This window comes from Pseudorhodoferax sp. Leaf265, assembly GCF_001422365.1.
GTDB lineage: Bacteria > Pseudomonadota > Gammaproteobacteria > Burkholderiales > Burkholderiaceae_C > Pseudorhodoferax.
In genome coordinates, this window is the sequence record NZ_LMMT01000034.1 from 1 (window position 1) to 26,564 (window position 26,564).

At 68.8% G+C, this 26,564-nt stretch carries 26 protein-coding genes and 2 pseudogenes; 17 read left to right on the forward strand and 11 right to left on the reverse strand.

The genetic code is table 11. The features are described 5' to 3' along the window. Nucleotides 1-105 precede the first annotated feature (105 nt). The 3 genes and pseudogenes from istA to ASF45_RS34760 all read left to right on the forward strand — a co-directional run. On the forward strand, nt 106-1,644 hold the full coding sequence (gene istA / locus ASF45_RS21645) for an IS21 family transposase (protein WP_056667729.1): 1,539 nt from the start codon (nt 106-108) through the stop codon (nt 1,642-1,644). Then, nucleotides 1,634-2,241 (forward strand): IS21-like element helper ATPase IstB (istB, locus tag ASF45_RS37145; RefSeq protein ID WP_056668747.1); only part of this gene is annotated, 608 nt, incomplete at its 3' end. The genes istA and istB, both read left to right, overlap by 11 nt. Nucleotide 2,242: 1 nt before the next feature. Continuing rightward, nucleotides 2,243-2,540, forward strand: a pseudogene (locus tag ASF45_RS34760) (ATP-binding protein); the annotation flags it as partial. A gap of 229 nt (nt 2,541-2,769) precedes the next feature. Here ASF45_RS34760 and ASF45_RS21655 read toward each other — a convergent pair. Beyond that, complete coding sequence (locus tag ASF45_RS21655; RefSeq protein ID WP_056667733.1) at nt 2,770-3,624, reverse strand: tripartite tricarboxylate transporter substrate binding protein; 855 nt, start codon at nt 3,622-3,624, stop codon at nt 2,770-2,772. A 131-nt stretch (nt 3,625-3,755) separates the two neighbouring features. Between ASF45_RS21655 and ASF45_RS21660 the strand changes: the two genes are divergently transcribed. Continuing rightward, nucleotides 3,756-4,712: a LysR family transcriptional regulator gene (locus tag ASF45_RS21660; RefSeq protein WP_056667736.1), complete on the forward strand. Its 957-nt coding sequence runs from the start codon at nt 3,756-3,758 to the stop codon at nt 4,710-4,712. A gap of 78 nt (nt 4,713-4,790) precedes the next feature. Continuing rightward, nucleotides 4,791-4,967, forward strand: a pseudogene (locus ASF45_RS36600) (transposase); the annotation flags it as partial. Between the two features lie 138 nt (nt 4,968-5,105). Here the strand turns inward: ASF45_RS36600 and ASF45_RS21665 are convergent. After that, complete coding sequence (locus tag ASF45_RS21665; protein WP_056667739.1) at nt 5,106-5,999, reverse strand: LysR family transcriptional regulator; 894 nt, start codon at nt 5,997-5,999, stop codon at nt 5,106-5,108. A 134-nt stretch (nt 6,000-6,133) separates the two neighbouring features. Here ASF45_RS21665 and ASF45_RS21670 point away from each other — a divergent pair, with 134 nt between their 5' ends. The 6 genes from ASF45_RS21670 to ASF45_RS21695 all read left to right on the forward strand — a co-directional run bounded on the left by ASF45_RS21670 (nt 6,134) and on the right by ASF45_RS21695 (nt 11,799). Beyond that, the gene (locus ASF45_RS21670; protein ID WP_056667742.1) at nt 6,134-7,018 is read left to right on the forward strand and encodes an SDR family oxidoreductase; all 885 of its coding nucleotides are present in this window, start codon (nt 6,134-6,136) and stop codon (nt 7,016-7,018) included. Beyond that, nucleotides 7,018-7,554: a lipocalin-like domain-containing protein gene (locus tag ASF45_RS21675; protein WP_200932187.1), complete on the forward strand. Its 537-nt coding sequence runs from the start codon at nt 7,018-7,020 to the stop codon at nt 7,552-7,554. Before ASF45_RS21670 ends, ASF45_RS21675 begins: the two co-directional genes overlap by 1 nt. A 125-nt stretch (nt 7,555-7,679) precedes the next feature. Next, nucleotides 7,680-8,705, forward strand: coding sequence for a tripartite tricarboxylate transporter substrate binding protein (locus ASF45_RS21680; protein WP_056667747.1), 1,026 nt, complete (start codon nt 7,680-7,682; stop codon nt 8,703-8,705). 38 nt (nt 8,706-8,743) lie between these two features. After that, a complete protein-coding gene (locus ASF45_RS21685; protein ID WP_063887740.1) occupies nt 8,744-9,469 on the forward strand; it encodes an SDR family NAD(P)-dependent oxidoreductase in 726 nt (241 codons plus the stop codon). Then, a complete protein-coding gene (locus tag ASF45_RS21690; RefSeq protein WP_056667753.1) occupies nt 9,466-10,443 on the forward strand; it encodes a LysR family transcriptional regulator in 978 nt (325 codons plus the stop codon). Before ASF45_RS21685 ends, ASF45_RS21690 begins: the two co-directional genes overlap by 4 nt. Nucleotides 10,444-10,620: 177 nt before the next feature. Then, a complete protein-coding gene (locus ASF45_RS21695; protein ID WP_162244042.1) occupies nt 10,621-11,799 on the forward strand; it encodes a serine hydrolase in 1,179 nt (392 codons plus the stop codon). A 236-nt stretch (nt 11,800-12,035) separates the two neighbouring features. Here the strand turns inward: ASF45_RS21695 and ASF45_RS21700 are convergent, their stop codons facing one another. The 6 genes from ASF45_RS21700 to ASF45_RS35540 form a co-directional block, all read right to left on the reverse strand. Continuing rightward, nucleotides 12,036-12,929, reverse strand: coding sequence for an MBL fold metallo-hydrolase (locus ASF45_RS21700; RefSeq protein WP_056667758.1), 894 nt, complete (start codon nt 12,927-12,929; stop codon nt 12,036-12,038). Nucleotides 12,930-12,960: 31 nt separating this feature from the next. After that, on the reverse strand, nt 12,961-13,884 hold the full coding sequence (locus ASF45_RS21705) for an FAD-dependent monooxygenase (RefSeq protein ID WP_162244043.1): 924 nt from the start codon (nt 13,882-13,884) through the stop codon (nt 12,961-12,963). Then, entirely contained in the window at nt 13,884-14,303 is a 420-nt protein-coding gene (locus tag ASF45_RS21710) for a nuclear transport factor 2 family protein (RefSeq protein WP_082551193.1), read from the reverse strand. The genes ASF45_RS21705 and ASF45_RS21710 overlap by 1 nt, the downstream gene beginning before the upstream one ends. Next, the gene (locus ASF45_RS21715) at nt 14,300-15,127 is read right to left on the reverse strand and encodes a fumarylacetoacetate hydrolase family protein (RefSeq protein ID WP_056667769.1); all 828 of its coding nucleotides are present in this window, start codon (nt 15,125-15,127) and stop codon (nt 14,300-14,302) included. Before ASF45_RS21715 ends, ASF45_RS21710 begins: the two co-directional genes overlap by 4 nt. After that, nucleotides 15,124-15,717: a VOC family protein gene (locus ASF45_RS21720; protein WP_156473134.1), complete on the reverse strand. Its 594-nt coding sequence runs from the start codon at nt 15,715-15,717 to the stop codon at nt 15,124-15,126. Before ASF45_RS21720 ends, ASF45_RS21715 begins: the two co-directional genes overlap by 4 nt. Nucleotides 15,718-15,779: 62 nt before the next feature. Further along, a complete protein-coding gene (locus ASF45_RS35540) occupies nt 15,780-15,938 on the reverse strand; it encodes a hypothetical protein (protein WP_156473135.1) in 159 nt (52 codons plus the stop codon). A 257-nt stretch (nt 15,939-16,195) separates the two neighbouring features. On the opposite strand from ASF45_RS35540, the gene ASF45_RS21725 reads away from it, so the two are divergent. Beyond that, a complete protein-coding gene (locus tag ASF45_RS21725) occupies nt 16,196-17,197 on the forward strand; it encodes a tripartite tricarboxylate transporter substrate binding protein (protein ID WP_063887741.1) in 1,002 nt (333 codons plus the stop codon). Beyond that, on the forward strand, nt 17,194-17,781 hold the full coding sequence (locus tag ASF45_RS21730) for an NADPH-dependent FMN reductase (RefSeq protein ID WP_056667779.1): 588 nt from the start codon (nt 17,194-17,196) through the stop codon (nt 17,779-17,781). Before ASF45_RS21725 ends, ASF45_RS21730 begins: the two co-directional genes overlap by 4 nt. A 27-nt stretch (nt 17,782-17,808) precedes the next feature. Here the strand turns inward: ASF45_RS21730 and ASF45_RS21735 are convergent, their stop codons facing one another. Continuing rightward, complete coding sequence (locus tag ASF45_RS21735; protein ID WP_056667782.1) at nt 17,809-18,762, reverse strand: LysR family transcriptional regulator; 954 nt, start codon at nt 18,760-18,762, stop codon at nt 17,809-17,811. Nucleotides 18,763-18,951: 189 nt separating this feature from the next. On the opposite strand from ASF45_RS21735, the gene ASF45_RS21740 reads away from it, so the two are divergent. The 3 genes from ASF45_RS21740 to ASF45_RS21750 are packed head-to-tail and all read left to right on the forward strand — an operon-like array spanning nt 18,952 to nt 22,103. Beyond that, complete coding sequence (locus tag ASF45_RS21740; RefSeq protein ID WP_056667785.1) at nt 18,952-19,962, forward strand: amidohydrolase family protein; 1,011 nt, start codon at nt 18,952-18,954, stop codon at nt 19,960-19,962. After that, a complete protein-coding gene (locus ASF45_RS21745; RefSeq protein ID WP_056667788.1) occupies nt 19,959-21,521 on the forward strand; it encodes an acetolactate synthase large subunit in 1,563 nt (520 codons plus the stop codon). Before ASF45_RS21740 ends, ASF45_RS21745 begins: the two co-directional genes overlap by 4 nt. Nucleotides 21,522-21,530: 9 nt before the next feature. Continuing rightward, a complete protein-coding gene (locus ASF45_RS21750; protein WP_056667790.1) occupies nt 21,531-22,103 on the forward strand; it encodes a VOC family protein in 573 nt (190 codons plus the stop codon). Nucleotides 22,104-22,194: 91 nt separating this feature from the next. Here the strand turns inward: ASF45_RS21750 and ASF45_RS21755 are convergent, their stop codons facing one another. Both ASF45_RS21755 and ASF45_RS21760 read right to left on the reverse strand, forming a co-directional pair. Beyond that, nucleotides 22,195-23,847, reverse strand: coding sequence for an FAD-dependent oxidoreductase (locus ASF45_RS21755; RefSeq protein ID WP_162244044.1), 1,653 nt, complete (start codon nt 23,845-23,847; stop codon nt 22,195-22,197). 6 nt (nt 23,848-23,853) lie between these two features. Then, nucleotides 23,854-24,861 (reverse strand): tripartite tricarboxylate transporter substrate binding protein, encoded by a 1,008-nt coding sequence (locus tag ASF45_RS21760; RefSeq protein ID WP_056667795.1) that lies wholly within the window; start codon nt 24,859-24,861, stop codon nt 23,854-23,856. Nucleotides 24,862-25,548: 687 nt separating this feature from the next. Between ASF45_RS21760 and ASF45_RS21765 the strand changes: the two genes are divergently transcribed. After that, nucleotides 25,549-26,538 (forward strand): PDR/VanB family oxidoreductase, encoded by a 990-nt coding sequence (locus ASF45_RS21765; protein WP_200932188.1) that lies wholly within the window; start codon nt 25,549-25,551, stop codon nt 26,536-26,538. The last annotated feature ends 26 nt before the right edge of the window (nt 26,539-26,564 follow it).

Below are 26,564 nucleotides of genomic sequence, written 5' to 3' on the forward strand. Positions count from 1 at the left end.
TGTTGATTTCCACGCAGAACTGACCCACTGCCACAGGTAATTTCCGTCCAAATCTGACCCACGTAAGAACCCTAACCTGCTGCTTTTTGCGGCAGGAGCACAGGAGTGATTGACGTGGCGACATTGAGTGTCATCAGGCGTTGGGCACTGCGTGAGCATCTGTCCCTGCGCGAGATAGCCCGGCGCACCGGCCTGTCTCGCAACACCATCAAGAAGTACCTGCGGGCCGGTGAGGCYGAGCCGCGTTATGCCAAGCGCGTGGGCATCAGCAAGCTGGACCCCTTTGCTGAGAAGCTGTCYGGCTGGCTCAAGACCGAGACCGGCAAGTCGCGCAAGCAGCGGCGCACGGTCAAGCAGATGCATGCCGACCTGGCCGCGCTGGGCTACGACGGCTCGTACAACCGCGTGGCGGCCTTCGCGCGTGTCTGGCTGGCCAAGCGGCAAGAGGCCGAGCGGACCACCGGCCGCGGCACCTTCGTTCCGTTGACCTTCGGCGTTGGCGAGGCGTTCCAGTTCGACTGGAGCGAGGACTGGGCTCTGATTGGCGGTGAGCGGACCAAGCTGCAAGTGGCCCACACCAAACTTAGCCATAGCCGGGCCTTCATCGTGCGAGCCTACCTGCTGCAAACCCACGAGATGCTGTTCGACGCCCACAACCACGCGTTCCGCGTACTGGGCGGCGTGCCGCGGCGCGGCATCTACGACAACATGAAGACCGCCGTCGACAAGGTGCGCCGGGGCAAGGAGCGCGACGTCAATGCGCGCTTCAGCGCCATGGTCAGCCACTTCCTGTTCGAGGCGGAATTCTGCAACCCGGCCTCTGGCTGGGAGAAGGGCCAGGTCGAGAAGAACGTGCGCGATGCGCGCCACCGGCTCTGGCAGCCCGTGCCGGCCTTCGCCACGCTGGCGGCCTTGAACGACTGGCTGGAGGCGCGGTGCACGGCCCTGTGGCGCGAGATTGAGCACGGCAAGCTGCCAGGCACCGTCGCCGACGTCTGGGCCCAGGAGCGGGCACTGCTGATGCCGCTGCCGCGTCCCTTCGATGGCTTCGTGGAGCACACCAAGCGCGTCTCGCCCACCTGCCTGGTGACCTTCGAGCGGGTGCGCTACAGCGTGCCGGCCTCGCACGCGAATCGGCCGGTGAGCCTGCGCGTCTATGCGGAGCGGATTGTGGTGGCGGCCGAAGGCCGGCTGCTCTGCGAGCACCGGCGCATCATCGAGCGACGCCACGACAGCGCCGGCCACACCGTCTACGACTGGCGGCACTACCTGGCGGTGCTGCAGCGCAAGCCCGGAGCGCTGCGCAACGGTGCACCCTTCGTTGAACTGCCAGCGGCGTTCCGCCAGCTGCAGGCCGCTCTGCTCAAGCAACCCGGCGGTGACCGCGAGATGGTCGAGGTGCTGGCCTTGGTGCTGCACCACGAAGAGCAGGCCGTGCTGACCGCCGTCGAGCTGGCTCTGGAGGCCGGCGTGCCGACCAAGATGCACGTGCTCAATGTGCTGCACCGACTTCTGGACAGCAAGGCCGCGCCGCCACCGGTGACCGCACCTCAGGCGCTGCGCCTGGTCCGTGAACCGCTTGCCAACGTGAACCGCTACGRCGACCTACGCGCATCGGAAAGGAAGGTGCGCCATGCGCCATGACCCYGCCAKYGCRGCCCTCGTCATCATGCTGCGCGAACTGAAGATGTTCGGCATGGCGCAGGCCGTCTCTGAACTCGCCGAGCAAGGGGCACCGGCCTTCGAGGCCGCGCAGCCGATGCTCGCGCAGCTGCTCAAGGCCGAGACGGCTGAGCGCGAAGTGCGGGCCGTGGCCTACCAGCTCAAGCAGGCCAAGCTGCCGGCGTACCGGGACTTGGCCGGCTTCGACTTCAGCAACAGCGAGGTGAACGAAGCCCTGGTGCGCCAGCTGCACCGCTGCGAGTTCATGGAGAACGCGGAGAACGTGGTGCTGGTCGGCGGTCCAGGCACCGGCAAGACGCACTTGGCCAGCGCCATCGGRGTGCAGGCCGTCGAGCACCATCGACGCCGGGTTCGCTTCTTCTCCACGGTCGAGCTGGTCAACTTGCTGGAGCAGGAGAAGGGCTGCAACAAGAGCGGGCAGATGGCCCATCGCCTGGCCCACATGGACATGGTCGTGCTCGACGAGCTGGGCTACCTGCCCTTCAGCGCCTCGGGCGGGGCCTTGCTGTTCCACCTGCTCAGCAAGCTCTACGAGCGCACCAGCGTGGTCATCACGACNGGACATGGTGGTGCTCGACGAGCTGGGCTACCTGCCCTTCAGCGCCTCGGGCGGGGCCTTGCTGTTCCACCTGCTCAGCAAGCTCTACGAGCGCACCAGCGTGGTCATCACGACCAACCTGAGCTTCAGCGAGTGGGCCAGCGTGTTCGGCGATGCCAAGATGACCACGGCGCTGCTGGACCGCCTCACGCATCACTGTCATATCCTTGAGACCGGCAACGACAGCTACCGGTTCAAGAACAGCTCCGCGCAACCCATCAAGAAGGAGTCCAAGACCAAGAAGTTATCCACACCGTGAGCCCTGCTGGGCTCTATCCAGGGTGGGTCAAAGTTCGATGGAAATGGTGGGTCAGGAATACGTGGAAATCAACACTGTGGCGTGCCCAAGGCCGTGGCGAACTGCTTGCGCAATTCCTTGGACAGCGGCCACCTGGNACCAAGAAGTTATCCACACCGTGAGCCCTGCTGGGCTCTATCCAGGGTGGGTCAAAGTTCGATGGAAATGGTGGGTCAGGAATACGTGGAAATCAACACTGTGGCGTGCCCAAGGCCGTGGCGAACTGCTTGCGCAATTCCTCCACCACAGCCGGCTGCGTACCCTTGGGCAAGAGGATGCCAAACCAGGCAGATGCCTCCATCGAAGGCAGAACGGTCTCGGCGACCGTGGGCACGTCCGGCAGCAAGCTCGCGCGGCTCTTGTTCATCACGGCAAGGATCCGCACCTTGCCAGCGCTGACCATGGGCAGCATGGCGCTGACGTTGTCGCTGTCGCAGTCGATCTCGCCACCAAGCAATGCGGTCAGCGCCGGAGCGGAGCCCTTGTAGGGAACCGCAGCGATGTCGAGCCTGAGATCGGCTTTCATCTGCTCGAACGCGAGATTGGTGACGGTGGCACCACCCCCGCCGCCGGCGCAGTTGAGCTTGCCGGGCCGCTTGCGGGCCGCTTCCACGAAGTCGCCGATGGTGCGGTAGGGCGCGTCCGCCTTGACGGCGATGACGATCGGCGACTGCGACACGCCCATCAACGGCGTGAAGTCGGCCACGGGGTCGTAGGAGAGCTTCGGGTACAGAGCGCGCTGTCCGGCATGGCCAGCGGTGATGAACAGGACCGTGTGGCCATCCGGCGCGGCCTTGGCGACAGCCGCCGCTGCGATCGTGCCGCCGGCGCCTGGCTTGTTGTCGATGACCACCGGCTGCTTCAGATGGACATTCTGTGCGAGGACGCGCGCCACCACGTCGGCTGCACCACCTGGCGAGAACGGGACGACCACCGTGACGGGCCTGGTGGGGAAGTTCTGGGCACAAGCGCTGGCCAAGCCGGCAAGGGCAATGCCGATGCCGGCTGCAAGGCTGCGCAGCAAGTGGCGGTTTCCGGTGTGCATGAGGTCTCCTTGTGGGGCGCACTCGCCCTGGGTGAAAGTCGCCAAACTGTAGAAGCTCAGGGCGTTTCGGAAAAGTGATCATTTCGAATCATGCGATGCAAGAATCGCAACATACTTTGGAGACTGTGAGCATGGCCCGAAGCGCCCTTCCCATCGAACAGCAGCGGCTGGCCCGCCGCGCGCATCTCTTGCCGGATTTCCTCGCGGTGGCGCGTGCGGGCGGCGTGCGTCAAGCTGCACAGCAGGTTGCGGTGACGCAGTCGGCGCTCACGAGACGCATCCAGGAACTGGAGTCGGCGCTGGGTGTCCAGCTTTTCGAGCGCAGCGTCCTCGGCATGCGGCTGACGCCGTTCGGTGAGGCCCTTCGCCACCATGCAGAGCTGATGGAACTGGACTGCAGTTACGCGGCTGCGGAGATTGCCGAGTTGCTGGATGGCGAGGCGGGCGAGCTGCGAATCGCCGCCGGGCCAGCCTGGGCCCATGAGATCGCACCCGACGCTGCAGGCGCCTTGGTCGACAGCATGCCGGGCGTGCGCTTGACGATGCTGACCGGCATGAACGAAGTGACCTTGCCGATGCTCCGGGCGGGTGAACTGGACGTCGTGCTCGGTGGGCTGCCGCCCGACGACGAGCGCCTGCCAGAGCTGGCCTATCTTCCCTTGATACGTGTCGAGCATGAGGTGTTCGCCGCGACGGACCACCCGCTGCATCGGCAGAAGCAGGTCCCGATCAAGACGCTCGCCCATCAGCCCTGGATCTGGCTGAGGGATTCCGTCTCAGCGCGCACGCATTTGTCGCGGGCACTTCGCAAGGCGGGCGCGCCGATGCCGCCGGTGTCGATCGAAACCACGTCTATACAGTTTGCATTTCGACTGCTCAAGCGAGCCCGACATCTGATGGTGCTGCCTTCGACGCTGCGCGCCTCGGCAGCGCGCGAGCAGGTGGCACCGCTCGCGTTGTCGGCAACGATGGGTTCCTTCGACGCCGGCGCGATGTACCGCCCGACGCTGGAGCGATTGAAGGCGTTCCGCTGCCTGAAGGAGGCTCTGCTTGAACAATGTTCCGCGGTGTCGCCGCGCGTGACCTAGTTGCGGCAAGGGCATCCGCGATGGAGAGCCCTGCGCCTTGCTGGTCGCCGCGAAGCGGCGCACCTGAGCCACGAGCAGGCGCTCAACGGCACCAGCTTCATGTTGCGTTCGGGCATCCCGTGGGAGGATCTGTCGCAAGAGTTGGGCTTTGGCAGCGGCATGACCTGCTGGCGGCGGTTGCGCGATGGCCAGGCGGCAGGTGCGTGGCATGGTCTGCACTTTGCGTTGCTCGCCGAACTACGCCACAGTGATCAGCCCACGCACCGCACGCAGCCAGGTTGAAGGCGGAGTACGTCATTCCGGTCGCTGCGACATCGGACGCGTCGAGGTCGACTGCGTCGGAAAGCCCGATCGCCCCTTCAACGCGCTCGGCGCGCAGGCCGGGGCCCAGGCTCATGGAAGCCGCTCGCGCAGGACCTGGATGAATGCCTGCAGTGCAGAGGGAATCTGCCGATGCCCAGGGTAGTACAGGAAGAGACCTGGTCCAGGCGGGCACCATTCCTCCAGCACGGTGACCAGGCGGCCACTGCGCAGGAACGGCGCAACGGCGGGGCGCGGCACGAACGCCACGCCCCGGTGTTCGAGCGCCGCGTCCACCATCAAAGCGATGCTGTTCAGGGTCAGCCGGCCGGGCACATCGAGCACAGCCTTCTCGCCGCGCCGCTCGAACTCCCAGCGGTACAGCTTGCCGCTGGGCATCCGGTGACGCACGCATGCGTGAAGGTGCAGATCTTCCGGTGCCTTGGGGTGCCCCGCCCGCTTGAGATAAGCCGGCGACGCCGCCATGACGAACTGCATGTCGCCCCCGAAGCGCACGGCAACCATGTCCTGCGGCACCGTTTCGCCCAAACGCACGCCAGCGTCGAAGCCGGCTTCGACGATGTCCACGAACCGGCCTTCGGTGACCAGGTCCACCGCCACCTCGGGGAAGCGGTCCAGCACCCACGGGACCACGTCGCGCGCGAGCATCAGCGCGGCGGTCTCCGGCGCGTTGATGCGCACGGTACCGGCCGGCACATCGCGCGTGGCAGACGCCTCCGCCAACGCCGCGTTCACGTCTTCCAGCACCGGTGACAGCCGCGCAAGCAGGCGGTCGCCGGCCTCGGTGAGGGCGACGCTGCGCGTGGTGCGGTTCAACAGGCGCACGCCGAGGTTGGCCTCCAGCGTCTTCATGGCGTGGCTCAGTGACGACGGCGCCATGCCGAGCTCGTCGGCGGCGCGGCGAAAACTGCGGCGGGTCGCGACCAGCACGAAGGCACTCAAGTCATTGAACGACGGACGGGGCATGTCGGGTGGATTTCTGTGGAGCGGCGCGTGCCGGATTGGTGGCCCATTTTCACCAGCACGTTCGATGCTGTCCCACCAATCCGCGGCCGTCCGGGGCCTACGCTCGATGCATTCCCTTTCCACGACGGACCAGCATGAACAAGACATGGCTCATCACCGGAATCTCCTCCGGCATCGGCCGGCTATTGGCCGAGAAGGCGCTGGCCCGCGGCGACCAGGTCTTCGGAACCAGCCGCAACGGCGACGCGCTGGGCGACCTGCGTGAACGCCATGCGCAGCGGCTCCACGTCCTCGGCCTGGACCTGCGGGTGCCGGACGCTGTGCGCCAGGCCGTGGACAGCGCATTCCGGCGCGCCGGACGCATCGACTTCGTCGTCAGCAATGCGGGGTACGGCGTTTTCGGTGCAGCCGAGGAGACGAACGATCGGCAGCTGCAGGACATCGTCGGGGTCAACCTCGTCGGCTCGATCGCGCTGGTCCGCGCCGCACTGCCACACCTGCGCGCGCAGGGCGGTGGGCGCATCCTGCAGATCTCCAGCGAAGGCGGCCAGCGCGCGTATCCGGGCTTCAGCCTCTACCACGCCACGAAGTGGGGCGTGGAAGGCTTCATCGAGGCCGTGCGCCAGGAGGTGGCGGCCTTCGGCATCCAGATCGTCCTGGTCGAGCCCGGCCCGGCACGGACCGACTTCGGCCGCCATCTGGTGAGGACCGCACCCATGGCCGCGTACGCAGGCACGCCAGTGCAGGCACTGCGCCAGGCGCTCGACGGCGGTTGGCCCATCAAGGGAGATCCGGACCGGATGACGACCGCCATGCTGGCGCTCGCAGACCGGCCAGGGCCCCTGCCCATGCGGCTCGTCCTCGGTGCCGACGCCTATGCCGGGCTCAAAGAAGCTTTTGCCGGCCGGCTGTCCGAACTCGAAGACCAGAAGGACGTCGCGCTGTCGGCCGACCACACCCCGCAAGAACTGGCCCGGATGCAAACGCAGCCGCCAGGCAACCAACCCAAGGAACTGTAATGAAACGCCTGCCGCCCCGTTCTTCCCGCAGGACCGCCATGGCCCGGGTTTCGGCGGGCCTCGCCATCGGCATGCTGGCGGCCGGTGCGGCAGCGCAGCCGTCCCAGGCCGTACCGAACAAGGTGGCCGGCACCTGGCAGATGGTGAGCGCATCCATCGATCCCGACGGCGCCCGCATCCCGGCCTACGGCGCCCGGCCGCGCGGGATGCTGGTCTTCACCACCGACATGCGCTACGTCGAAGTGCTGACCGACGGCGATCTGCCCCGGTTCGCCTCGGACGTCCGCGGCCAGGGAACGGACGAGGAGAACCGCAAGGCCATGGCCGCCAGCATCGGCATGTTCGGCCGCTACACCGTCGACGCACAAGGCGACTTCTCCGGCAACGTGGTGGAGGGTGCCACCTTCCCCAACTGGATCGGCAATGTGCGGACCACGGCCGAGCTTCGCTTGCGTGTCGAGGGCGACCGGATGTTCGAGGAGTTCCGCCGGCCCGACGGGACACGCATCGCGATCGAGTTCCAGCGCGTGCGTTGAGCGCGACTGCGCCCATCGGCCTGGCGGCATGTGGACATCGGCCGCCAGGCATGGGCAGGAAGCAGGCGCCTCGAAACAATCCAGCCAGGCCCGCGCCCGTGCGGGCCGGAGCACTCCAACACGCCATGCAGAACATCCCGAGACACGACAACCATCCCGCCGGGCAGGGCGCATGCGCCACTTGGCACCGGCAGGCACACCATCTGCTGCTGAGCGCGGCCGCCACGTTCGCGTGCACGACCGCCACCGCTGCCGACGACTATCCGACCCGGCCGATCCGGATGGTGGTCCCCGTCTCCGCGGGCAGCAGCGCCGACACGGCGGCACGCGCCTTCGCCCAGAAGCTCGGCGAGACGCTGGGCAAGCCTGTCGTCGTGGAGAACAAGGTCGGTGCCGGGGGGCGCATCGGCGCTGCCGAGGTAGCACGCGCCACGCCCGACGGCTACACGCTGCTGTACGGCACGTCGATCACGCAGGCGCTGTACCCGGCCCTGGGCAACAACGTGACCTACGACCCGTTCAAGGACTTCGACGCGCTGGGGCAGACCTTCTGGTTCGCCACCGCGGTCGTGTGCCACAACCAGGTCCCGTTCAATGACTTCAAGGGCTTGCTCGCCTATGCCAGGGCCAACCCCGGCAAGTTGACCTTCGCCAATTCCGGCAGCGGCGGTGGCAACCACTTCAGCACCGAACTGCTGGCGACGATGGCGGGCATCAAGATCCACCATGTGCCGTTCCGGGGCAACGCACCCGGCATCCAGGCCGTGCTCGGGCATGTGGTCGACTGCACGCTGCAAACGGAGGTCAAGCCCTTCGTCGAATCCGGCCAGTTGCGTGCGTTCGCAACGACGGGCAAGGAGCGCGACCCCCGGTTCGCCAATGTGCCGTCCGTCGAAGAACTCGGCGTCAGCGGCTACGTGACCACGTGGTGGCATGCCGTGTACACGCCTGCGGGAGCGCCGCCGGCCGTGCGCCGCATGCTGGAGAGCGCAGTCAAGCGCGTCGCGCAGGATCCCGCAGTCTCCGCACGCACGGCCGAGATCGGCCTGCTGCCGCAGTACCTGCCACCGGACGAGGTGACGCAGCGGACCAGGACCGACATCGCGACCTTCAAGCGCATCGCGGCCGACAGCCGCATTGCGCTGGATTGAACAACGCCGAGCTCCCACCAGCACGATCCATCCGAACCATGGCGAGTGAACCGAAGAGGATCCTGATCACTGGCGCAGCGCGGGGCCTCGGCCGTGCGTTGGCGATCGAGGCTGTCCGGCACGGGCACCACGTTGCCATCAACTACAGGTCCGATCGGGCCAGGGCCGAGGCACTGGCCGCAGAACTGCGCTGCGGCACCGGCCAAGCCGTCGCCCTGCAGGCCGACGTGACCGATGCCGCACAGGTGCAGGGCCTGGTGGATGCCACCGTCGCGCACTTCGGCGGCCTGGACTGCGTCGTCAACAACGCCGGGGTCGGCACCGTCGTCGATCTGGCCATGCTCGACGAGGCGACCTTCGAATCCGTCTTGCGGGCCAACCTGACGAGCGCCTTCCTGGTCTCGCAGGCCGCATGGCCGCACATGCTGGCCGAGGGTGGCCGTCTCGTGTTTCTCTCCTCGGGCGCAGCGCGCTCGGGCGGGCGCCTGTCTGCAGCCTACGCTGCGTCCAAGGCGGGCATGGAGGGCCTGATGCACTACTACGCCACCTACCTGCGCGCGCGCCGGATCACAGCCAACGCCATCGCGCCGGCCATGGTCCAGAGCGACATGGTCGAGGGCATGGCACCGGTCGACACCGCCAGCCTGCCTTTCGGCCGTCTCGGTCGCGCTGCTGAACTGTGGCCGGCGCTGCGCATGGTCCTGGACACCGAATACCTGACGGGCCAGACGATCCACATCGATGGTGGCCGCTACATGACATGAACGGTCACCGGGCGCCGTCACCGCTGGGCGCCGCGAACGGTGCCAGCCGGATCAACCTCCAGCTGCTGTCCTATCTGGTCATGCTGGTGTCCGAGGAGCACGTCACCCGGGCAGCCGACCGCATGGGCATCTCGCAGCCGGCCATGAGCACCGCGCTGGCCAGGCTGCGCCGGGTGTTCAAGGACCCGATCCTGGTGCGCACGACGTCTGGCATGCAGCCGACGGCGCGTGCGCTCCAGCTCGCGGAGAAGGCGCGCGTCGCGCTCGAACTGCTCGATGGCGGCAGCCAGGACGGCGCGTTCGACCCGGCCCTGGCGAACGGCCACTTCCGGATCATGGCGACCGAGGGTGTGGCTGCCGTGGTGATCCCGGAGCTGCTGGCCGCTGTGCGCCAGAGCGCCCGCAACCTGCGGTTCACCGTCAAGTCCGGCGACATCCGCCGTTCCCCCGAATTCCTGCGCGATGGCGAGCTCGAATTCGCCATGGCCTTCACGCAGAGCAAGACGGACGACCTGCACCAGATGCTGCTGTACCCCCAACGCATCGTATGCCTGGCCAGCCGCCAGCATCCGCAGATCCAGGGCCAGCTCTCGTTCGACCAGTTCATCGCCCAGGGCCATGTGGTCTGGGGGGCGGACCCGGTCCCTTTCCCGGCGATCGAGACGTTGGTGGACGAGGCGCTGGCGCTGCGTGGCGTGTCCCGCCATGTCGTCGCCCGCGTGGCCAATCTGTCGACATCCGCCGCGCTCGTGGCCAGCTCCGACCTGCTGGCCATCGTGCCGCAGCGCATGGCCATGGATGGCGCGGTCAGGGCGCGCTGCCAGGTGCTCGCGCTGCCGTTTCCGACACCGGCTTTCGATGTGCGCCTGATCTGGCATGCGCGCTGGCACCACGACCGCACCCACACCTGGCTGCGCCAGCTGTTCCGCCAGTGCGCGGCATCCATCCAGTCGCGCGGCGGCGCCTCCGGCTGAGCGCGCGCCGCTGCCTGCCCAAAGCGGCCCGGATCCACCACCGCGGCCGCAGCGCGATAACGCCTGGCGCATGTCGGCATCGGTACCGCGGCATGGCCGGCCGGCCCGCGGAAACCTAGAGTCGACGCCGACATGCCGCACCCGGCGCGCATGCACTTGACCGAACGAGGACGACGAATGAGCAGACTGGACGCAAGCCCCCAGGACATGGGGTTCGATGACGAGAAGCTGGCACTGCTGCTGGGGTCCGTGCAACGCGAGATCGACGACGGCGTGTCCGATGGCTCGGTGCTGCTGATCGCCCGGCGTGGAAAGATCGTCCTGCACCAGGCGCTCGGGTTCGCCAACCGCAAGGAGCGCCGGCTCGCCAGCACCGATGACGTGGTTCCCGTGATGTCGCTGACCAAGCAACTGACCGCGGCTGCCGTCTTCCGCTACATCGACCGCGGGCAGCTCAGCCTGACCACACGCATCGCCGAGGTGGTGCCTGAGTTCGCGCAACACGGCAAGGGCGGCGTCACGGTGCGGGACGCACTGAGCCACCAGGCCGGACTGCCGATGCAGCATCCTGTGGAGGACTGGCGAGAAGGCAACGCGTCCTATGTCGCCAAGATCTGCGCGATGCGGCCCGAGCCGGCCCCGCCGGGCGTGGTCAATTACCACGCCGGTGCCGCCCACGCCATCCTCGGCGAGGTGATGCGCCGTGTGGACGCGGGGCAGCGCTCGCTGACGCGGATCCTGGCCGAGGAGATCTTCGTGCCGGCCGGAATGTCGGACACGGCGCTGACGCTGATGGGCCGCAGCGATCTGGCACGGCGCCTCGCGCCCATCAACATGCTGCTGGACGCCGAGGGAACCATCCCGCAGCGCGACATCGAGCAGATCGCGGAGATCTCGGCCACGACCGAGTTCCTGGCGGGCGACGCGTCATCCACCGCCTACGACATCTTCAGGTTCGCGGAGATGTTCCGCTGCGGCGGTGCGCTGGAGGGCCGCCAGATCCTCTCGCCGGCCATCGTCGATGCGGCCATGACGATCCAGACCGGCGACAAGGTCAGCGGTCTGTACAAGGCCGCCGTCGAGTCGCAGGCGGAGACGCCGTTTCCCGCCAATATCGGCCTGTCGTTCTACGTGCGTGGAACAGGTGTCTTCCTGGCCAGCATGGGCACGCTCAGTTCACCGCGGACCTTCGGCGGGTCCGGCTTCGGCGGCCAGCTGTTCTGGGTCGATCCCGACAGGGAGATCACCTTCGTTCACCTGGTGGTCGGCTACCCCCAGCTCTACACCTCGCGCAAGCGCTCGCAGCGGCTGTCCGACCAGGTGGTCACCGCGCTCAAGCATCCGTCCGCCCGATAGCGGCCCGCACCGGTTTCGGGTGTGCCACCCCAGCCATTCAACGCCACACGGCCTGTGCGACTGGGCAAGAACCGGCCTGAGCAGGTCGCGACGACGCGAGCGGCCCGTTCCACCACGTGAACGCGGCCTGGCTGCGTATTTGAAAAGATGTTGTCCGCACGGTCGCCTCCACATTTCATGCGGGCCATCCGCGCCGTGTTCCGGGCGGACGGCCTGGCGGCCGTCGCGTGGCGTGCCTAGCGCGGGCCGGTCGCCCAGTCGAGCGCGAAGCGGTCCCGCGGCGCCCGCCGGATGTAGGTGGCGTAGGGTGGGCCGAAGTGCATCGGCAGCAGCAGGGCCTGGTGGTCGGCGCAGTGCGACAGGATCTCGTAGCGGCTGCGGCGCGCCTGCGCCTTGTCCTCGCAGGGCCGCGAGTTCACTTCCCAGTGCAGCACCTGCAGCGGCGTGTGCAGCATGTCGCCGCAGAAGCTCGCGTGGCGGTCCTGCGACAGCAGGTCGGCGCGGCAGTTGCCCGGCGTGTGTCCGGGGGCCGGCCGGACGATGAAGTTGTCGTCCACCTGGTGCGTGCCGTCCAGCAGGCAGGCCAGCCTGGCGTCGACCACCGGCAGGATGCTGTCGGCGTACATGTTGCGCTGCCAGGCCGGCCGCGCCGCGTCATGGCTGCGCTGCGCCCAGGTGTCGTGCTCGGTGCGCGACATCAGGTAGCGCGCATTCTTGAAGGTCGGCACCCAGCGGCCGTTCTCCAGGCGCGTGTTCCAGCCCACGTGGTCCGCATGGAGGTGGGTGCAGAACACGAAGTCGACCTCGTCCGGGTGCACGCCGGCGGCGGTGAGCCGGTCCAGGTACCGGGTGTCGAGCTGGTCCGACATGGGCAGGCCTGGGCGCGGCTTGTGGTTGCCGTTGCAGGTGTCGACGAGGATGGTGTGGTGCCGGGTCCGCACCACCCACGAATGGAAGTGGAACAGCGTGGACCGCGTGGCCGGATCGTAGTGGTTCGGCGCCAGCCAGTGCGCGTGGGCCTGCAGGCATTCCTCCGTGAGTTCGGGAAAGAAGCCGAGCATGGGCTCGGGCAGAGGCGCGCGTTCCTGCACGCGCGTCACCACCACGTCGCCGATCAGATGCTGGTCCATCGTGCTTGTCTCCTGCAGTGTGTTGGTCGGTTCAGGCGCCGCGCAGCGTGTCGATGCGCGCCAGCGCGTCGTCCGGCACGGCATCGCCACGCCAGGCGACATGGCCGTCCGGCCGAACGAGGGCCAGGCCCGCGCCATAGGCAGCCCAGGCAGCGCGCGCGGCCGCAGGGTTCGAGTCGCGGGTCTGCAAGGGCGCACCCCGGGTGGCCGCAGCCGCCTGCCGTGCCGCCGTGTCCGCCGTGGGGTCCAGCCGCAGCAGCACGAAGCCACGCCCGAAGTCCTCGAGGCTGGAGCGGCCTTCGGCCAGCCAGACATGCGGCGCGCGTGCGCCCGGACGCGCGGTCTGGGTGTAGGTCATCACCCCGGTGGCCGGCACGGGCGTGCCATCGGCCACGACGATGGGCGCGTCGTCGTAGCGGTAGCCCAGCGCCAGCCCTTCGGTCTCGAGTTCGCGGTGGAAGCCGCCGTGGCGGATGGGGGGCCTGACCTTCTCGCGCAGCCATTCGCCGTCGACACCCGGGGTGTGGACCTCCGGGCCGGTCGGGATGCCCGACAGCCGCCGGGCGTTCTCGCCGGCTTCGCCCACGTTCAGGGCGGCCTGGGGACTGTGCTCGGCCAGCCCGTCCAGCCGCGTGCGGGAATGCAGGCGCACCGAGGGCTGCGCCGCGGCGTGGCGCTGCAGGATGGGCACGACGAAGGTCTGCGGGCAGGTGCACGACACCTCGGGCGTGTTCGCGGCAGCGGCCTGCCGCTCGGCGCGGGTGCCGTCGTCGTGGTCGTGCAGCAGCTCGCCGTCCAGCGCGGTGACGAAGGCCACGCGGCGCGGAACGTCGAGCGGGGAGCCCGACTGCTTGACCTCCTCGGCGATGCCCCGGCGGCCGCAGCACTCCATGGTGCGCGACCAGTGCCTGCGCCAGGCCGACAGGGCCGGACCGGACGATCGCGATGCGCACATCAAGCTCCCTGCCCGAAGCGCGGCAGCACGTCGCGTCGCCAGACCTTGAGGCTGCCGTCGGCCTGACGCTTGTAGCTGTCCTGGCCGACCGCGACCAGGAAGGGGTTTGCGTCGTGCGTCGCCTCGTCGCTGCGGAACAGGGTGAGCACCCATTGCGCGCGCACCAGCTCCGGCGTGCTCTCCTGGATGCGCAGGTTCGAGATGGTGTGCTGCGAGGTGCGTTGCACCATGGCCTGCCGGCGCTCGAAGGCGGCGGTGATCTCGGCAATGCCCACGCTGCGGTTGCCCAGCAGGTTCTGCTCCGCGTCGGCACAGAACAGCGCGGCCGCCGCTGCCGCGCGCCCTTCGTCGATGCACCAGGCCCACGCGCTCAGCAGCTCCTGCACCTGCAGGTGGGTTTGTATGTCCGTAGAGGTCATGACGCCCTCCGTTCGACCGGGTTGCTCAGCGTACCGATGCCGTCGACGCACACGTCGACGCGGTCGCCGGGCTGCAGCCAGACCGGTGGCGTGCGGGACAGGCCCACGCCCGCAGGCGTGCCGGTGGCGATGACGTCGCCGCGCTTGAGCGGCGTCCAGGTGGAGATGTAGGCCATGATGGCGGGAATGTCGTAGATGAGCTGGCGGGCGCTGGCGTGCTGCATCTGCTGGCCGTTCACCAGCGTGGTCAGCGTCAGTGCGCGGGGATCGGGAACTTCGTCGGCCGTGACGATCCAGGGCCCCATGGCCCCTGACTCCGCGAAGTTCTTGCCGACGGCCAGGGATTGCTTCTGGTAGTCGCGCACGCTGCCGTCCATGAAGCAGCTGTAGCCGAACACGTGCTGCAAGGCCTGCGCGCGCGCGATGTCGCGGCCCGGCTGGCCCACGACCACCGCGATCTCGCCCTCGAAGTCGAACTGCGGCGACACCGCCGGATAGGCCAGCGGCTGCAGATGCCCTCGCAGGCTTTCGAGGGTTCGCAGGAACACCGAGGGCTGACCCGGCACCTGGCGGCCGACCTCGGCCGCATGGTCCTGGTAGTTGACACCCACGCAGAAGATGCGGGCGCCGGCGGTCACCGGCGGCAGCAGTTGGACCTGCGCGAGCGGCAGCGGCCCCTGCGCCGTGTGCGCCGACGCCGTTGCGGGCAGCGTGAAGCCCGCACCGGGCGCGTCGGCGGGCCACAGGGCGTGCGCGCGCACCATGTCGCCCTCGACGATGCCCTGCCCGCGCTGGCCACGGTGTTCGAAATGGACGATCTTCATGGCATTTCCACCGCAGCCGGCGTGGGCAGCGCGTCCGCAGCGGTGCGCTGTGCGATGAACTGCTCCGGGTCGATCGGGTGTCCCTCGACGTTCTGCCGGAACCCGTCCGAGCCGAAGAAGGCCATGTACTCCTGCTCGGTGGCGAAGTTGACCGCAGAGAGCTCCACGGTGTTGCCGTCGGGATCGCGGTAGTAGAAGCTGCTGCTGGGCCCGTGGTTGAAGCAGTGGGTGGGGGTCACGCCCTGGTCCTTCAGCATGGCATAGCGCACGAACAGGTCGGCCAGGCTGCGTTCGCGGAACTGCATGTGGTCCAGACCGGCCTGCATGCGCGGCGCCACGTCCGCGCCAGGCACCTCGAAGATGCCCAGCACCTGGGTATAGGGAAACGCGGCGTGGATGCGCAGGAAGCACAAGCGCTCGATGTGGGGTACCGACTTCAAGCGGCCGCCGGTGCCCGTCTCCAGGCTCGGACGCAGGCCGCCGAAAAAGACCTGGTACCAGTCCTTCAGCGCATCGAACCTGCTGGTGCGCAGGATGATCTCGCTGATCTGCAAGGGGCCGGGTGGCCGGGGAGGTGTGGTGGTGTGCATGGAGGGCTCGCAGGGGGTGGGACGCGCCGCAGCGCGCGGGAAGGATGGGCCGGCACGGGACCTCACTCGCGCTTGAGGCCGATCTGCCGGGCGAAGCGGGACCACTGCGCGGGGTTCCTGTCGAGGAAGGCGCCGAACTCCCGGTGCGCCCAGCGAGGCTTGTCGACGCAGATGCCGGGGCCGCCCAGCAGGGCCAGCGCATGTCGTCGGTTGTGTTGCATCGCGTCTCCCGTGCTCGTTGTTCGGTGTCGCGTCGGCATCTTGTCAGGAGTCGGATGCGCAGCCCGCTACAACTTTTTCATAGGGTCATAGCGGTTTGCTATGTGCCGCATGCCTGCGGCCAGTGGCGCACCTGCAATGCCCGCGCTGACCGGCACCGGCCGCGACGGCACCGCGGGGTATAGGCGATTGGCATGGCCACATCGTGGGTTTGAATGGGGCGGGCATGCATGGGCGTCCTAAGCTTTGCAGTACAAGCATGGAGACCCAGATGCGCATTGCCATGAGAAGAATCACCCGCCGCGGGCTCGTCGCCGCGGGATGTCTGTGGGGGCTCGCCGTCGCGGCCCAGACCTACCCCACGCGGCCGGTGACGCTGATCGTTCCATTTCCGCCGGGTGGTGGCACCGACGTGGCGGCGCGCCTCTTCGCGAAGGAACTCGGCGATCGCCTCGGGCAGAGCGTGGTCGTCGACAACCGGGCCGGTGCCGCTGGCAACCTGGGAACCGGTGTCTTCGTGCGCGCGGCGGCCGATGGCTACACGCTGCTGTTCACCGCCCAGAGCCCGGTGACCATCGCGGACAGCATCAGCCCGAAGCTGCCGTACAGCCCGACCCGAGACCTCGTGCCTATCGCCTTGACGCAGCTGACGCCCGTGCTGGTCGTGGTGCCCGCCAACCTGCCGGTGAAGTCGCTGGCCGAACTGGCCAAGGTGTCCCGCGCCAACCCTTCCAGCCTGTTCTTCGGGTCGCCGGGCACGGGCAACGAGCTGCATCTGGCGGGGGAATGGCTCAAGCGCGAAGCACGGATGGACATCACCCACGTGCCCTACAAAGGCTCCGGCCCCGCGTTGCAGGACTTGCTCGCCGGCAGGATCCAGATGCTGGTCGCTTCGCCGGCTTCGGTCAGCCAGCACATCGCCGACGGCAGGCTGCGGGCCATCGCCACGCTGTCGACGCAGCGTCTGGCGGGCTTCCCCGACGTGCCGACGGCGGCCGAGAGCGGCTACCCGCAGTTGGTCTACGACGCCTGGTTCGGCCTCTTCGCGCCGAAGAACACGCCGGCGCCGGTGGTCAAGCGGCTGGAACAGGAGGCGGCCGCGATCGCGTCGGTGCCCGGCTACCGCAGGCAGTTGTCCGATCTGGGGGTGCTGGCCTCGGGCGACGGCGCGCAGGCATTCGCCGGCACCATCGGGAAAAACCGTGCCGTCTGGTCCGACCTGGTCAAGTCACTCCACCTGACGGAAGACATCTACAAATGACGCAAGCCCTCCCCGCGAACAGAACCCGCATCCATGTGGTGGTCTGCAGCACGCGCCCGTCACGGATCGGCCCCGCCATCGCGCAATGGTTCATGCGGGCGGCGCAGCCGCACGCAGCGGCCGACCTTTGCCTCGTCGATCTGGCCGAGTTCGCGCTCCCGGTGTTCGACGAACCGAAGCATCCGCGGCTTCGGCAGTACGCCCACGACCACACCCTGCGCTGGGCGGCCAGCGTGGACCGGGCCGACGCCTTCGTCTTCGTCACGCCCGAGTACAACTACGGGCCGCCGCCTTCGCTGCTCAATGCCATGACCTACCTGGTGCACGAGTGGAAGTACAAGCCGCTGGCCTTCGTCAGCTACGGCGGGGTGTCCGGCGGTCTGCGCGGCGTGCAGGTGACCAAGCAGGTGGCGACGACGCTGCGAATGGTGCCGATTTTCGAAGCGGTCGTGATCCCGGGGGCGCCAACCCAGATCGATGCCGAAGGCGTCTTTGTCCCGAACGCGCTGCAGGAGGCCTCTGTGGCGCCGCTGCTGGAAGAGCTCGACCGGCTCGCCACGGCGCTGTCGGTTCTCAGGCGCTGAAGCGGACCGGGCGGTCAGCGACGCGCCTCACGTAGCCGATGCCGGCCGCGCTTTCGCAGGGGACCTGTTGTCGAAGCCGGACTCCCGGTAGCGCCGCAGCAGGCTGTCCAGCAGACGACGGGAGAACTCGGAATGCTCCGTCAGCCGGAGCGCTCCGATCGGCTGTCCCTGCGGCTCCATCTGGATGGGCAGCCGCACCATGCGGCCGTCGCGCACCAGCTCGTGGACATGGTGGACCTGGAACGCCGACAGCAGGTCCGACTCGGGCACCAGCGTGCGCCGCAGCGGCACTTCCTCGACCTCGATGGCCACGTTCGGTGCCAGGTCGTGTTCGGCCAGCATGTGGTCGACGCGGCTGCGCATCATGGAGCCGGGCGGCCCGAGCACCCACTGGGCCTGCGCCAGGTCGGCCAGCCGCACCGAGGGCTGCCGGGCCAAGGCATGGCCGGCACGGCAGTAGACGCCGGCCTGGTCGTGGTACAGCACGTCCTGGCGCAGCAGCGGGTAGTCGGCACTGTGGAGCAGCTTGCCGAACACCATCTCGACCCGGCCCTCGTTGAGGGCTTGCAGCATTTCTTCCTGGGTGCCGGTGACGATGCTGATGTGCACATCCTGGAAGGCCTCGGAACATTCGACGATGGCCTGGCTGAACTGCAGGATGGGATGGACCGACACCGCGCCGAGGCGCACGGCATTGCGCCGGTCCTGGCGGAAGCGCTCCACAGTCTGCTGCAGCTGTTTCATCTCCGCGCGCAAGGCCTTCACACGGTCCATCAGCACGGCGCCCAGGGGCGTCAGCGTCACCCCCTTGGAGCCGCGCTCGAAGATCCGCTCGCCCAGGCGGATCTCGAAGTCGCGCACCGTGCGCGTCAGCGACGGCTGCGACACGTGCAGGATGTCGGCCGCGCTGTTGATGCTGCCGCTCTCGGCCACGGTCAACAGCACCAGCAGGCCATCTGCGCTGATCGGACGGGTCGTCATGGTTCCATTGCCTCGTTGGAGCGTCCGGCGCCGAGTGTACCGACGTGTACCGGCCCCACAGCGTCGGCACGGGCCGGAGCGGCACGCCACGACAGGCAAGCACATAACGGGATAGCAACATCGGATAGCCCGCTGCGACCCGGCGCCGCGAACATCCGCACGACGGTTCCCACAACAAGGAGACAGCAGTTGAGTGCCTCATCCCCCCTGGTCATCGACACCCATGCCCACGCCATCATGCAGCAGTGGCTGTCTGCGCTCGAGCAGTCCCGCGGACCGGCCGCCGGCCCGCTGCGCATCGCCGGCTCGCCGGTGCCACCCTGGACGCCCCGGATCCACGTGGACGCGATGGACACCCACGGCATCGGCGCCAGCGTGCTGTCGTGGCCCAGCGCGACCTCGTTCCTGACGGGGCAGGCCGCGCGGTCGCTGGCCCGCGCCATGAACGAGGAGTTCGCGCAGGCCATCGCCGACCATCCCACCCGTTTCGGTGCCTTCGCGATCCTGCCTTGGGACGACATGGACGCGGCCCAGCGCGAGATGGAGTACGCACTGGACGTGCTGCAGCTCGACGGCGTGTCCTCGGCCACGCAGTACCGCGGCACCTACCTGGGGGCGCCCGCGCACCAGGAGCTGCTGGCCGAGATGAACCGGCGCGCCGTGCCGCTGTTCGTGCATCCCACCACGCCGCCCGGCTTCGACCTGGTCAGCATGGGCTTGAACGCCGCCCTCATGGAGTTCATGTTCGACTCCACGCGCATGGCGACGCACATGGTGCTGACCGGCTCGAAGGCGCGCTTCCCCAGGATCGACGTGATCTGCTCGCACGGCGGTGGCACCGTACCCTACCTGGCCCAGCGCATCGGCATGCTGGAGACGCACTTCGGCGCCGGCGAAGGCCGCACCACGCTGACGGCCGACGAGGTGCAGGCCGGCCTGGCCTCCTTCCACTACGACCTGACCGCCGCCACCTCGGCGGCGCAGCTGGACGCCATCCGTCGGCTGGTGCCGGTGGAGCAACTGCTGATGGGCTTCGACTACCCCATGATGCCGGAGTGGACCATCCAGCCCGCGCGCCAGCGCTTCGCGCGCTACGAGGGCTTGAACGCGGCGCAGAAGGCCCGCATCTACAGCGGCAACGCACTGAAGCTGTTGCCCGGCCTGGCGGCGCGCCTGCAGGCGGAGCCGGCGCTGCCATGACCCCGCAACCATCGACCGGCGCCCAGAGCATGGTGCGCACGCTGGTGGCCTGCGGCGTGGACGTCTGCTTCGCCAACCCCGGCACTTCCGAGATGCACTTCATGGACGCGCTGGACACCGTGCCCGGCGTGCGTGGCGTGCTGGGCCTGTTCGAAGGCGTGGTCACCGGCGCGGCCGACGGTTATGCGCGCATGGCCGACCGGCCGGCCGCGACCCTGCTGCACCTGGGCCCGGGCCTGGCCAATGCCGCGGCGAACATCCACAACGCGCGCCGGGCCCGCTCGCCGATGGTCAACATCGTGGGCGAACATGCGAGCAGCCACCTGCAGCACGACGCACCGCTGACCTCGGACATCGCGGGCATCGCCCGGCCGTTCTCGGACTGGGTGCACACGGTGGCAGGCGCCGGCACCGCCGCGGCCGACACGGCGCGCGCGGTCCGTGCCGCGCGCAGCGCGCCCGGCCAGATCGCCACGCTGATCCTGCCGGCCGATGCGGCCTGGAGCGCCGCAGGAGATGTCGCGGGGCCGCTGGACGTGCCGGCCCTGGCACCCGCGGACGACGCCGCGCTGCGCCAGGCCGTGGCCGTCCTGCGCTCCGGCGAGCCCACTGCCATCGTGATGACGGGCCTGGCGCTGCGCGAGGCGCCCTTGCAGGTCGCCGGGCGCATCGCGGCGGCCACCGGCGCGCAGCTGCTGGCGCAGACCTCCAACGGCCGTGTCGCACGGGGCGCCGGCCGCGTCGAGGCACGGCGCATTCCCTACGCGGTGGACGCGGCGCTGGCTTTCCTCGCGCCGTTCCGCCACCTGATCCTCGTCGGCGCGAAGGCGCCGGTGGCCTTCTTCGCCTATCCCGGCAAGCCCAGCGTGCTGACACCGCGGGGCTGCAGCATCCACCAGCTCGCGACCGCGGAGCAGGACGGCCCCGCGGCGCTGCAGGCGCTGGCCGATGCGCTGGATGCCAGCCACGTGCAGCCCGTGCTGCCGCCCGCGTGGCCGGACGACCCGGCCGCGGACGGCCCGCTGAACCCCGCCACCATCGCCGCCGTCGTGGCCGAGCTGCTGCCCGACAACTCCATCGTGGCGGACGAGTCCGTCACCACCGGCCGCGACTTCTTCCGCCTCACGCGCAGCGCCCGGCCGCACGACTGGCTGCAGGTCACGGGCGGCGCCATCGGCTGCGGCATCCCGCTGGCCTGCGGCGCGGCCATCGCCTGCCCGGACCGCAAGGTCATCAACCTGGAGGCCGACGGCAGCGCGATGTACACGGTGCAGGGCCTGTGGACGCAGGCGCGCGAGAACCTCGACGTGGTGACGGTCGTCCTGAACAACCGCGCCTATGCGACGCTGGCGAAGGAAATGGAGAACGTGGGCATCCCGCGCCCCGGGCCCAAGGCCCTGGCCATGATCGAACTGCAGCGGCCCGCCATCGACTGGATGGCCGTGGCCCGCACTTTCGGCATCCCGGGGCTGCGCGCCACCACGGTGGCCGAGTTCCGCCGTCACCTGCAGGCGGCCGTGCGCGAACGCGGCCCGATGCTCATCGAAGTCCAGTGCTGACCCCATCCCATGACGACGCTCCAAACCCAGGACCTGCAGTCCTCGCCGGCCAAGCTGGCGCACATCGTGTTCAAGACCCGCGACAAGGCCCGCATGCTGCAGTGGTACCGGCAGGTACTGAATGCGCGCATCGTGTTCGACGCCAGCTTCATCGGATTCCTGACCTACGACGACGAACACCACCGCGTGGCCGTGATCGAGAGCCCGGACTTCGGTGTGCCGGCTCCCGCGGCCGCAGGCCTGCACCACACGGCCTTCACCTACGACACGCTGGCCCAGCTGCTGGGCACCTATGTGCGGCTGCGCGACAGCGGCATCCGGCCTGCGCACGCCATCAACCACGGGCCGACCACGTCCATCTACTACCTGGACCCGGACGGCAACCGGGTGGAGCTGCAGATCGACAACTTCGATTCGGTGGCCGAGGGCCAGGCCTGGTTCGAGTCGCCGGCGTTCAGCGAGAACCCCATCGGCGTGGACTTCGATCCGGAGGTGCTGTTGCAGCGCTTCCAGGCCGGCGAACCCGAGGCGGCGCTGAAGATGCGCCCGAACATCGGCCCGCGCGGGCTGCCGATGCGGTGAGGCCCGCGAGCCGGTCGCCTTTGCACTTCTGAAAGAACAAGAGCCGCGTCCTTCGGAAGGACGCGGCTCTTGCGGCGCGTGGCGGACGGTCTCAGGCAGCGGTCGATGCGGCCTCGAAAGCCAATCCTTCCAGGCTGGCCTGCAACGCTGCACGGGCCTGCGCATCGCAGCGCTGCACCACCCGTGCGATGTGGCCATCGGGCCGCACCAGGATGGCACCACCGGCGCGCAGCACGGCCGCGCCCAGCCAGTCGCTCTCGAAATCCACCACCAGAGGCAAGGCGGCGAGGGTGCATTCCGGCAGGTCCGCCAGCGCGGCGCGCCACTGCGTCGCATGGCCCTGGCAGGCCAGCAGCGTGCACCGCTTCAGGTCCACCAGGTCGAGCGTGGAGCGCCGCGCGCCCGCCGCCGTGAACCAGGCATGCGGCAGCCGGGCGCCTGGCGCCAGCGAGGGCGTGTAGTGCAGGGGGTCGGGTGCTCCCTGCACAGGCGGGCCGTAGGTGAAGCCGAGCTGCATGCCTTCGCTGAGGAAGTGCTCGCGGTGGGTCTCGATCTCTGCGCCCAGCGCGGCGCGGCCGCCGGCATCCGCCGGGCCCTGGGCCAGCGTGTCGGCGGCCAGCGCGAACAGCCCGGTGAGCTTCTGCGCGTTGTGCACGCTCTGCGCGGTGTTGATGCGGGCCACGGGCTGCCGCTCGGCCTCGTAGCTCGCGAGCAGCGCCTCGCCGGCGCGACCCTCCAGCACCGCGGCCAGCTTCCACGCCAGATTGTGTGCGTCCTGGATGCCGGTGTTGAGGCCGAAACCACCGGTGGGCGGAAAGCGGTGGGCCGCATCGCCGACCAGGAAGCAGCGGCCCTGCGCGTAGCGCTCCGCCACCTGCGCCGCCATCATCCAGGGCACCACGTGCCGGATCTCGACCGGTACCTGGTCGGTGCCCAGCGCCGCGTGGATCAACCGGCGGCAATGGTCGTGCGTGTAGTCCGCCCTGTCAAAGGCCTCGGGCGCCACGCGCGGCGTGTAGACCCAGGTGCTGGCCGCGTCGTAGCAGATGAAGGTGCCATGGGCCGCGGGATCGAGGATCCAGTACAGGACGGCGGGCCGGTCCCGCACCAGCGCGCGCAGGTCGGCCTCGAAGTGGATGGTCACGCGCGGCCGGATCGCGGGAATGCCGTCCATCGCGATGCCCAGGACGTCGCGCACCGCGCTGTTGGCACCGTCGGCGGCAACGAGGTGGCTGCCGCTCTCGACATAGGCCCCGTCGGGGGAATCGATCTGCACCGTCACGCCCTCGGTGGCCGAGGTGCAGGCCGTGAAGCTGTGGCCGCGGCGGACCTCGATCTCCGGCAGCGTCTGCGCGTGCTGCAGCAGCACGCTTTCGAACAGCGGCTGCGCTAGGTTCAGCAGCGGCGTGGGGCTGGGGCAGGGCCGCACGGCGTCGTACGGCGTGTCCAGCGGCAGCTTGCCGAACGCGGTACCGGTCAGCCGATCCAGGAAGCGCGCGCAGTTGCCGTCGGTCTCGTGCGCGGAGAGTTCCCTCAGCGCCTGCACGTCGATGCCGAAGCTGCGGCAGATCTCCAGGCTGCGGGGGTTGAGCACATGGGCCTTGGGTGCGCTGGACGCGCGCGGCAGCTTCTTCTCGAAAACGACGCAGCGGTGGCCCAGCCGGGCCAGGAAGATGGCCATGGCGAGGCCGACAGGACCGCCGCCCACGATCAGCACGCGGGCGTTCTGACAGACAGTGCGCATGGGCATCTACCCGATGACGATCTTCGCGTCGCGGATCACGTCGCCCCACAGGCGCCGCTCGCGCGCGAGCCGCTCGCCCATTTCCGCGGGCGATTCTGTCTGCGGGTCGCTGAAGGTGCTGTCCAGCCGCTGCCTCACGTCGGGCAGTTCGGCGAAGCGGACCAACTCGGCGCTGAGCCGCGCGATGATGGCTGCGGGCGTGCCGGACACGCCGACGAAGCCCAGCCAGATGCGCACGTCGATCTGCGGGAAGCCGGCCTCCGCGCAGGTCGGCAGGTTCGGGATGCGCGGGTCGCGTTTGGCGCCGGTGACCGCGATCGGTACCAGCCGGCCGGCGTCGATCAGCGGCTTGGAATTGCCGTAGCTGTCGGCACCGTAGTCGGCCTCTCCTTTGGCCAGGGCCTGCAGCACGGCGGCGGTGCCGGGGTAGTTGACGTGTTGGACCTTGATGCCCGCCAACTGGCACAGGTGCTCGTTCGTCAGGTGGCCTACGCTGCCGACGCCGAAGGTGGCGAAGTTGAGTGCACCCGGGTTCTGCTTGGCATGCGCGATCAGACCGGGCAGGTCGCGGAAGGGCAGGTTCGTGCGGCCGAGGATCAGCGCAGGATAGCTTGTGAAGATGCCCACCGGTGCGTAGTCGCGCGTGGGGTCGTAGCCTGGGTTCTTCTGCAGCAGCGGCGTGACCACGAAGGTCGAGTTCGATCCGATGAGAAAGGTGTAGCCGTCGGCAGGGCCGCGCACCAGGGTCTGCGAGGCGATCGACCCGGTGGCGCCGGGGCGGTTCTCCACCACGAAGGGGCTGTTGAACGTGCGGGCGCAATGCTCCGCGAACAGTCGCGCGTACAGGTCGGCCGGTCCGCCGGGCGGCGCGGGGACCAGAAAGCGGACCGGACGGCTGGGCCAGTTGCCGCCCTGCGCCAGCGCCGCGCCACTGGCCAGCGCGGCCATTGCGCCGACCACCGACCTGCGGGTCCAGGCCATGCCCGCGAGGGCGCCAGATGCCAAACGCTCCATCGTGTCTCCTTTGTCTTCTGATCCGAAAGCGGTGCCAGGAATCGTAGTGACGCAGCTTGCGCACGGGGTATTCGAACTGGACATAGGGTTGATAAAGGCACGTTGGCGCACTCCAAGCCAACTCGCACGCGGCCAGCTGGGGCTGCACCCGAACCCTGGAGGGCATAGGGTGGCTTCAACCGGTCGTCGCAACACCTCAATCAAGGAGGTGTATGGGGGCCGACCTGCTGGTCGGATCCAGAAGCTGACAAGGCGTGGTGCGATGCGCTCACCTGGGGCTCCATCGCCAGCATCGACAAGTGCGGTTGGGTGCCCAGCTCCCCGGCGCGTGCACGCCATGCTGCAGGCGAATTCCCCGTGTCACCACCTACGCGTACATCGGTAGATCGAACGCGCCAGCCTCGCCGCGCGCAAGCGCCGCAGATGCGGCACGCGGAGAGCGCGTTTGACTTGCGGCAGAGCACAAGCTCGCGTCGCACTGGCTGTTGTGCGGGCGCAGCGAGAAAAGCCGCTTCAGAAAAATTCCCAGGTTGATGCAGCTCCCGCCGCAACGCCTGGGGCATTTCGGCCAGTTCGCCGGGCACTTTCGGTCATGGTCAATGCCGCGCCGGACTCCTAACCTCCATGGCATCGGAGCCGAAGGCGGCATGCATCGGTCTGAACCAAATCCGAAGTGGAGACAAGCAAATGCAGGAACATCTGGTGCCCAGCCTGGACATGGATCTACGGCTCGCCGCCCGCCGGGAGGAGGCGCGCGGCATTGTGTCTTTCGAACTCGTGCATCCGCAGGGCCGCGTGCTGCCGCCGTTCGAAGCCGGTGCGCACATCCTGGTGCAGGCGGCGCCGGGCATCGCACGTGCCTATTCGCTGTGCAATGACCCGTCCGAGCGGCACCGTTACGTGATCGGGGTGCTGCGTGCGCCCGATTCGCGTGGCGGTTCGGCGGGCTTGCACGACGCGCTGCACGCCGGCATGGTCGTGCGCACGAGCGGGCCACGCAACGCGTTCGCCCTGGCGCCGGCTGCCTGCCGCAGCATCCTGTTGGGCGGCGGCATCGGCATCACGCCGCTGCTGGCGATGGCCGCGCACCTGGCGGCCACGCAGGCGGATTTCGTTCTGCACTACTGCACGCGCGACGCCGGCCGCACCGCGTTCGCGGGCCACATCGCTCAGGCACCGTATGCAAGGCAGGTGCGCTGGCATCGGGATGACGGCCCGCACGCGCAGCGCTTTGACGCCGCCCAGGCGCTCGGCCGGCCCACGCCCGGAACGCATGTCTACGTGTGCGGCCCGGCGGGCTTCATGGCGCATGCGATGTCGACCGCCGCCGGCCTGGGCTGGCCGGCCAGCCAGCTGCACAGCGAGTACTTCACGCCGCCGGAGCCGCCTGCCGGCGCGCCCGCTGCAGACGCCGTGTTCGACCTGGTGCTGGCTTCGAGCGGCCGCCGCATCGCCGTGGGCGCCGGCCAGAGCGCGGCGCAGGCGCTGCAGGAGGCCGGCGTGCCGCTGGTGATGTCGTGCGAACAGGGCATCTGCGGCACCTGCGTGACCACCGTGCTGCAAGGCACGCCCGACCACCGCGACCACTACCTCACGGACGAAGACCGGCAGCGCAACGATTGCTTCATGCCCTGCCGTTCGCGCGCATGCAGCGCCGAACTGGTGATCGACCTCTGAATTTCCCCGCTTCCCACAACCAAGGA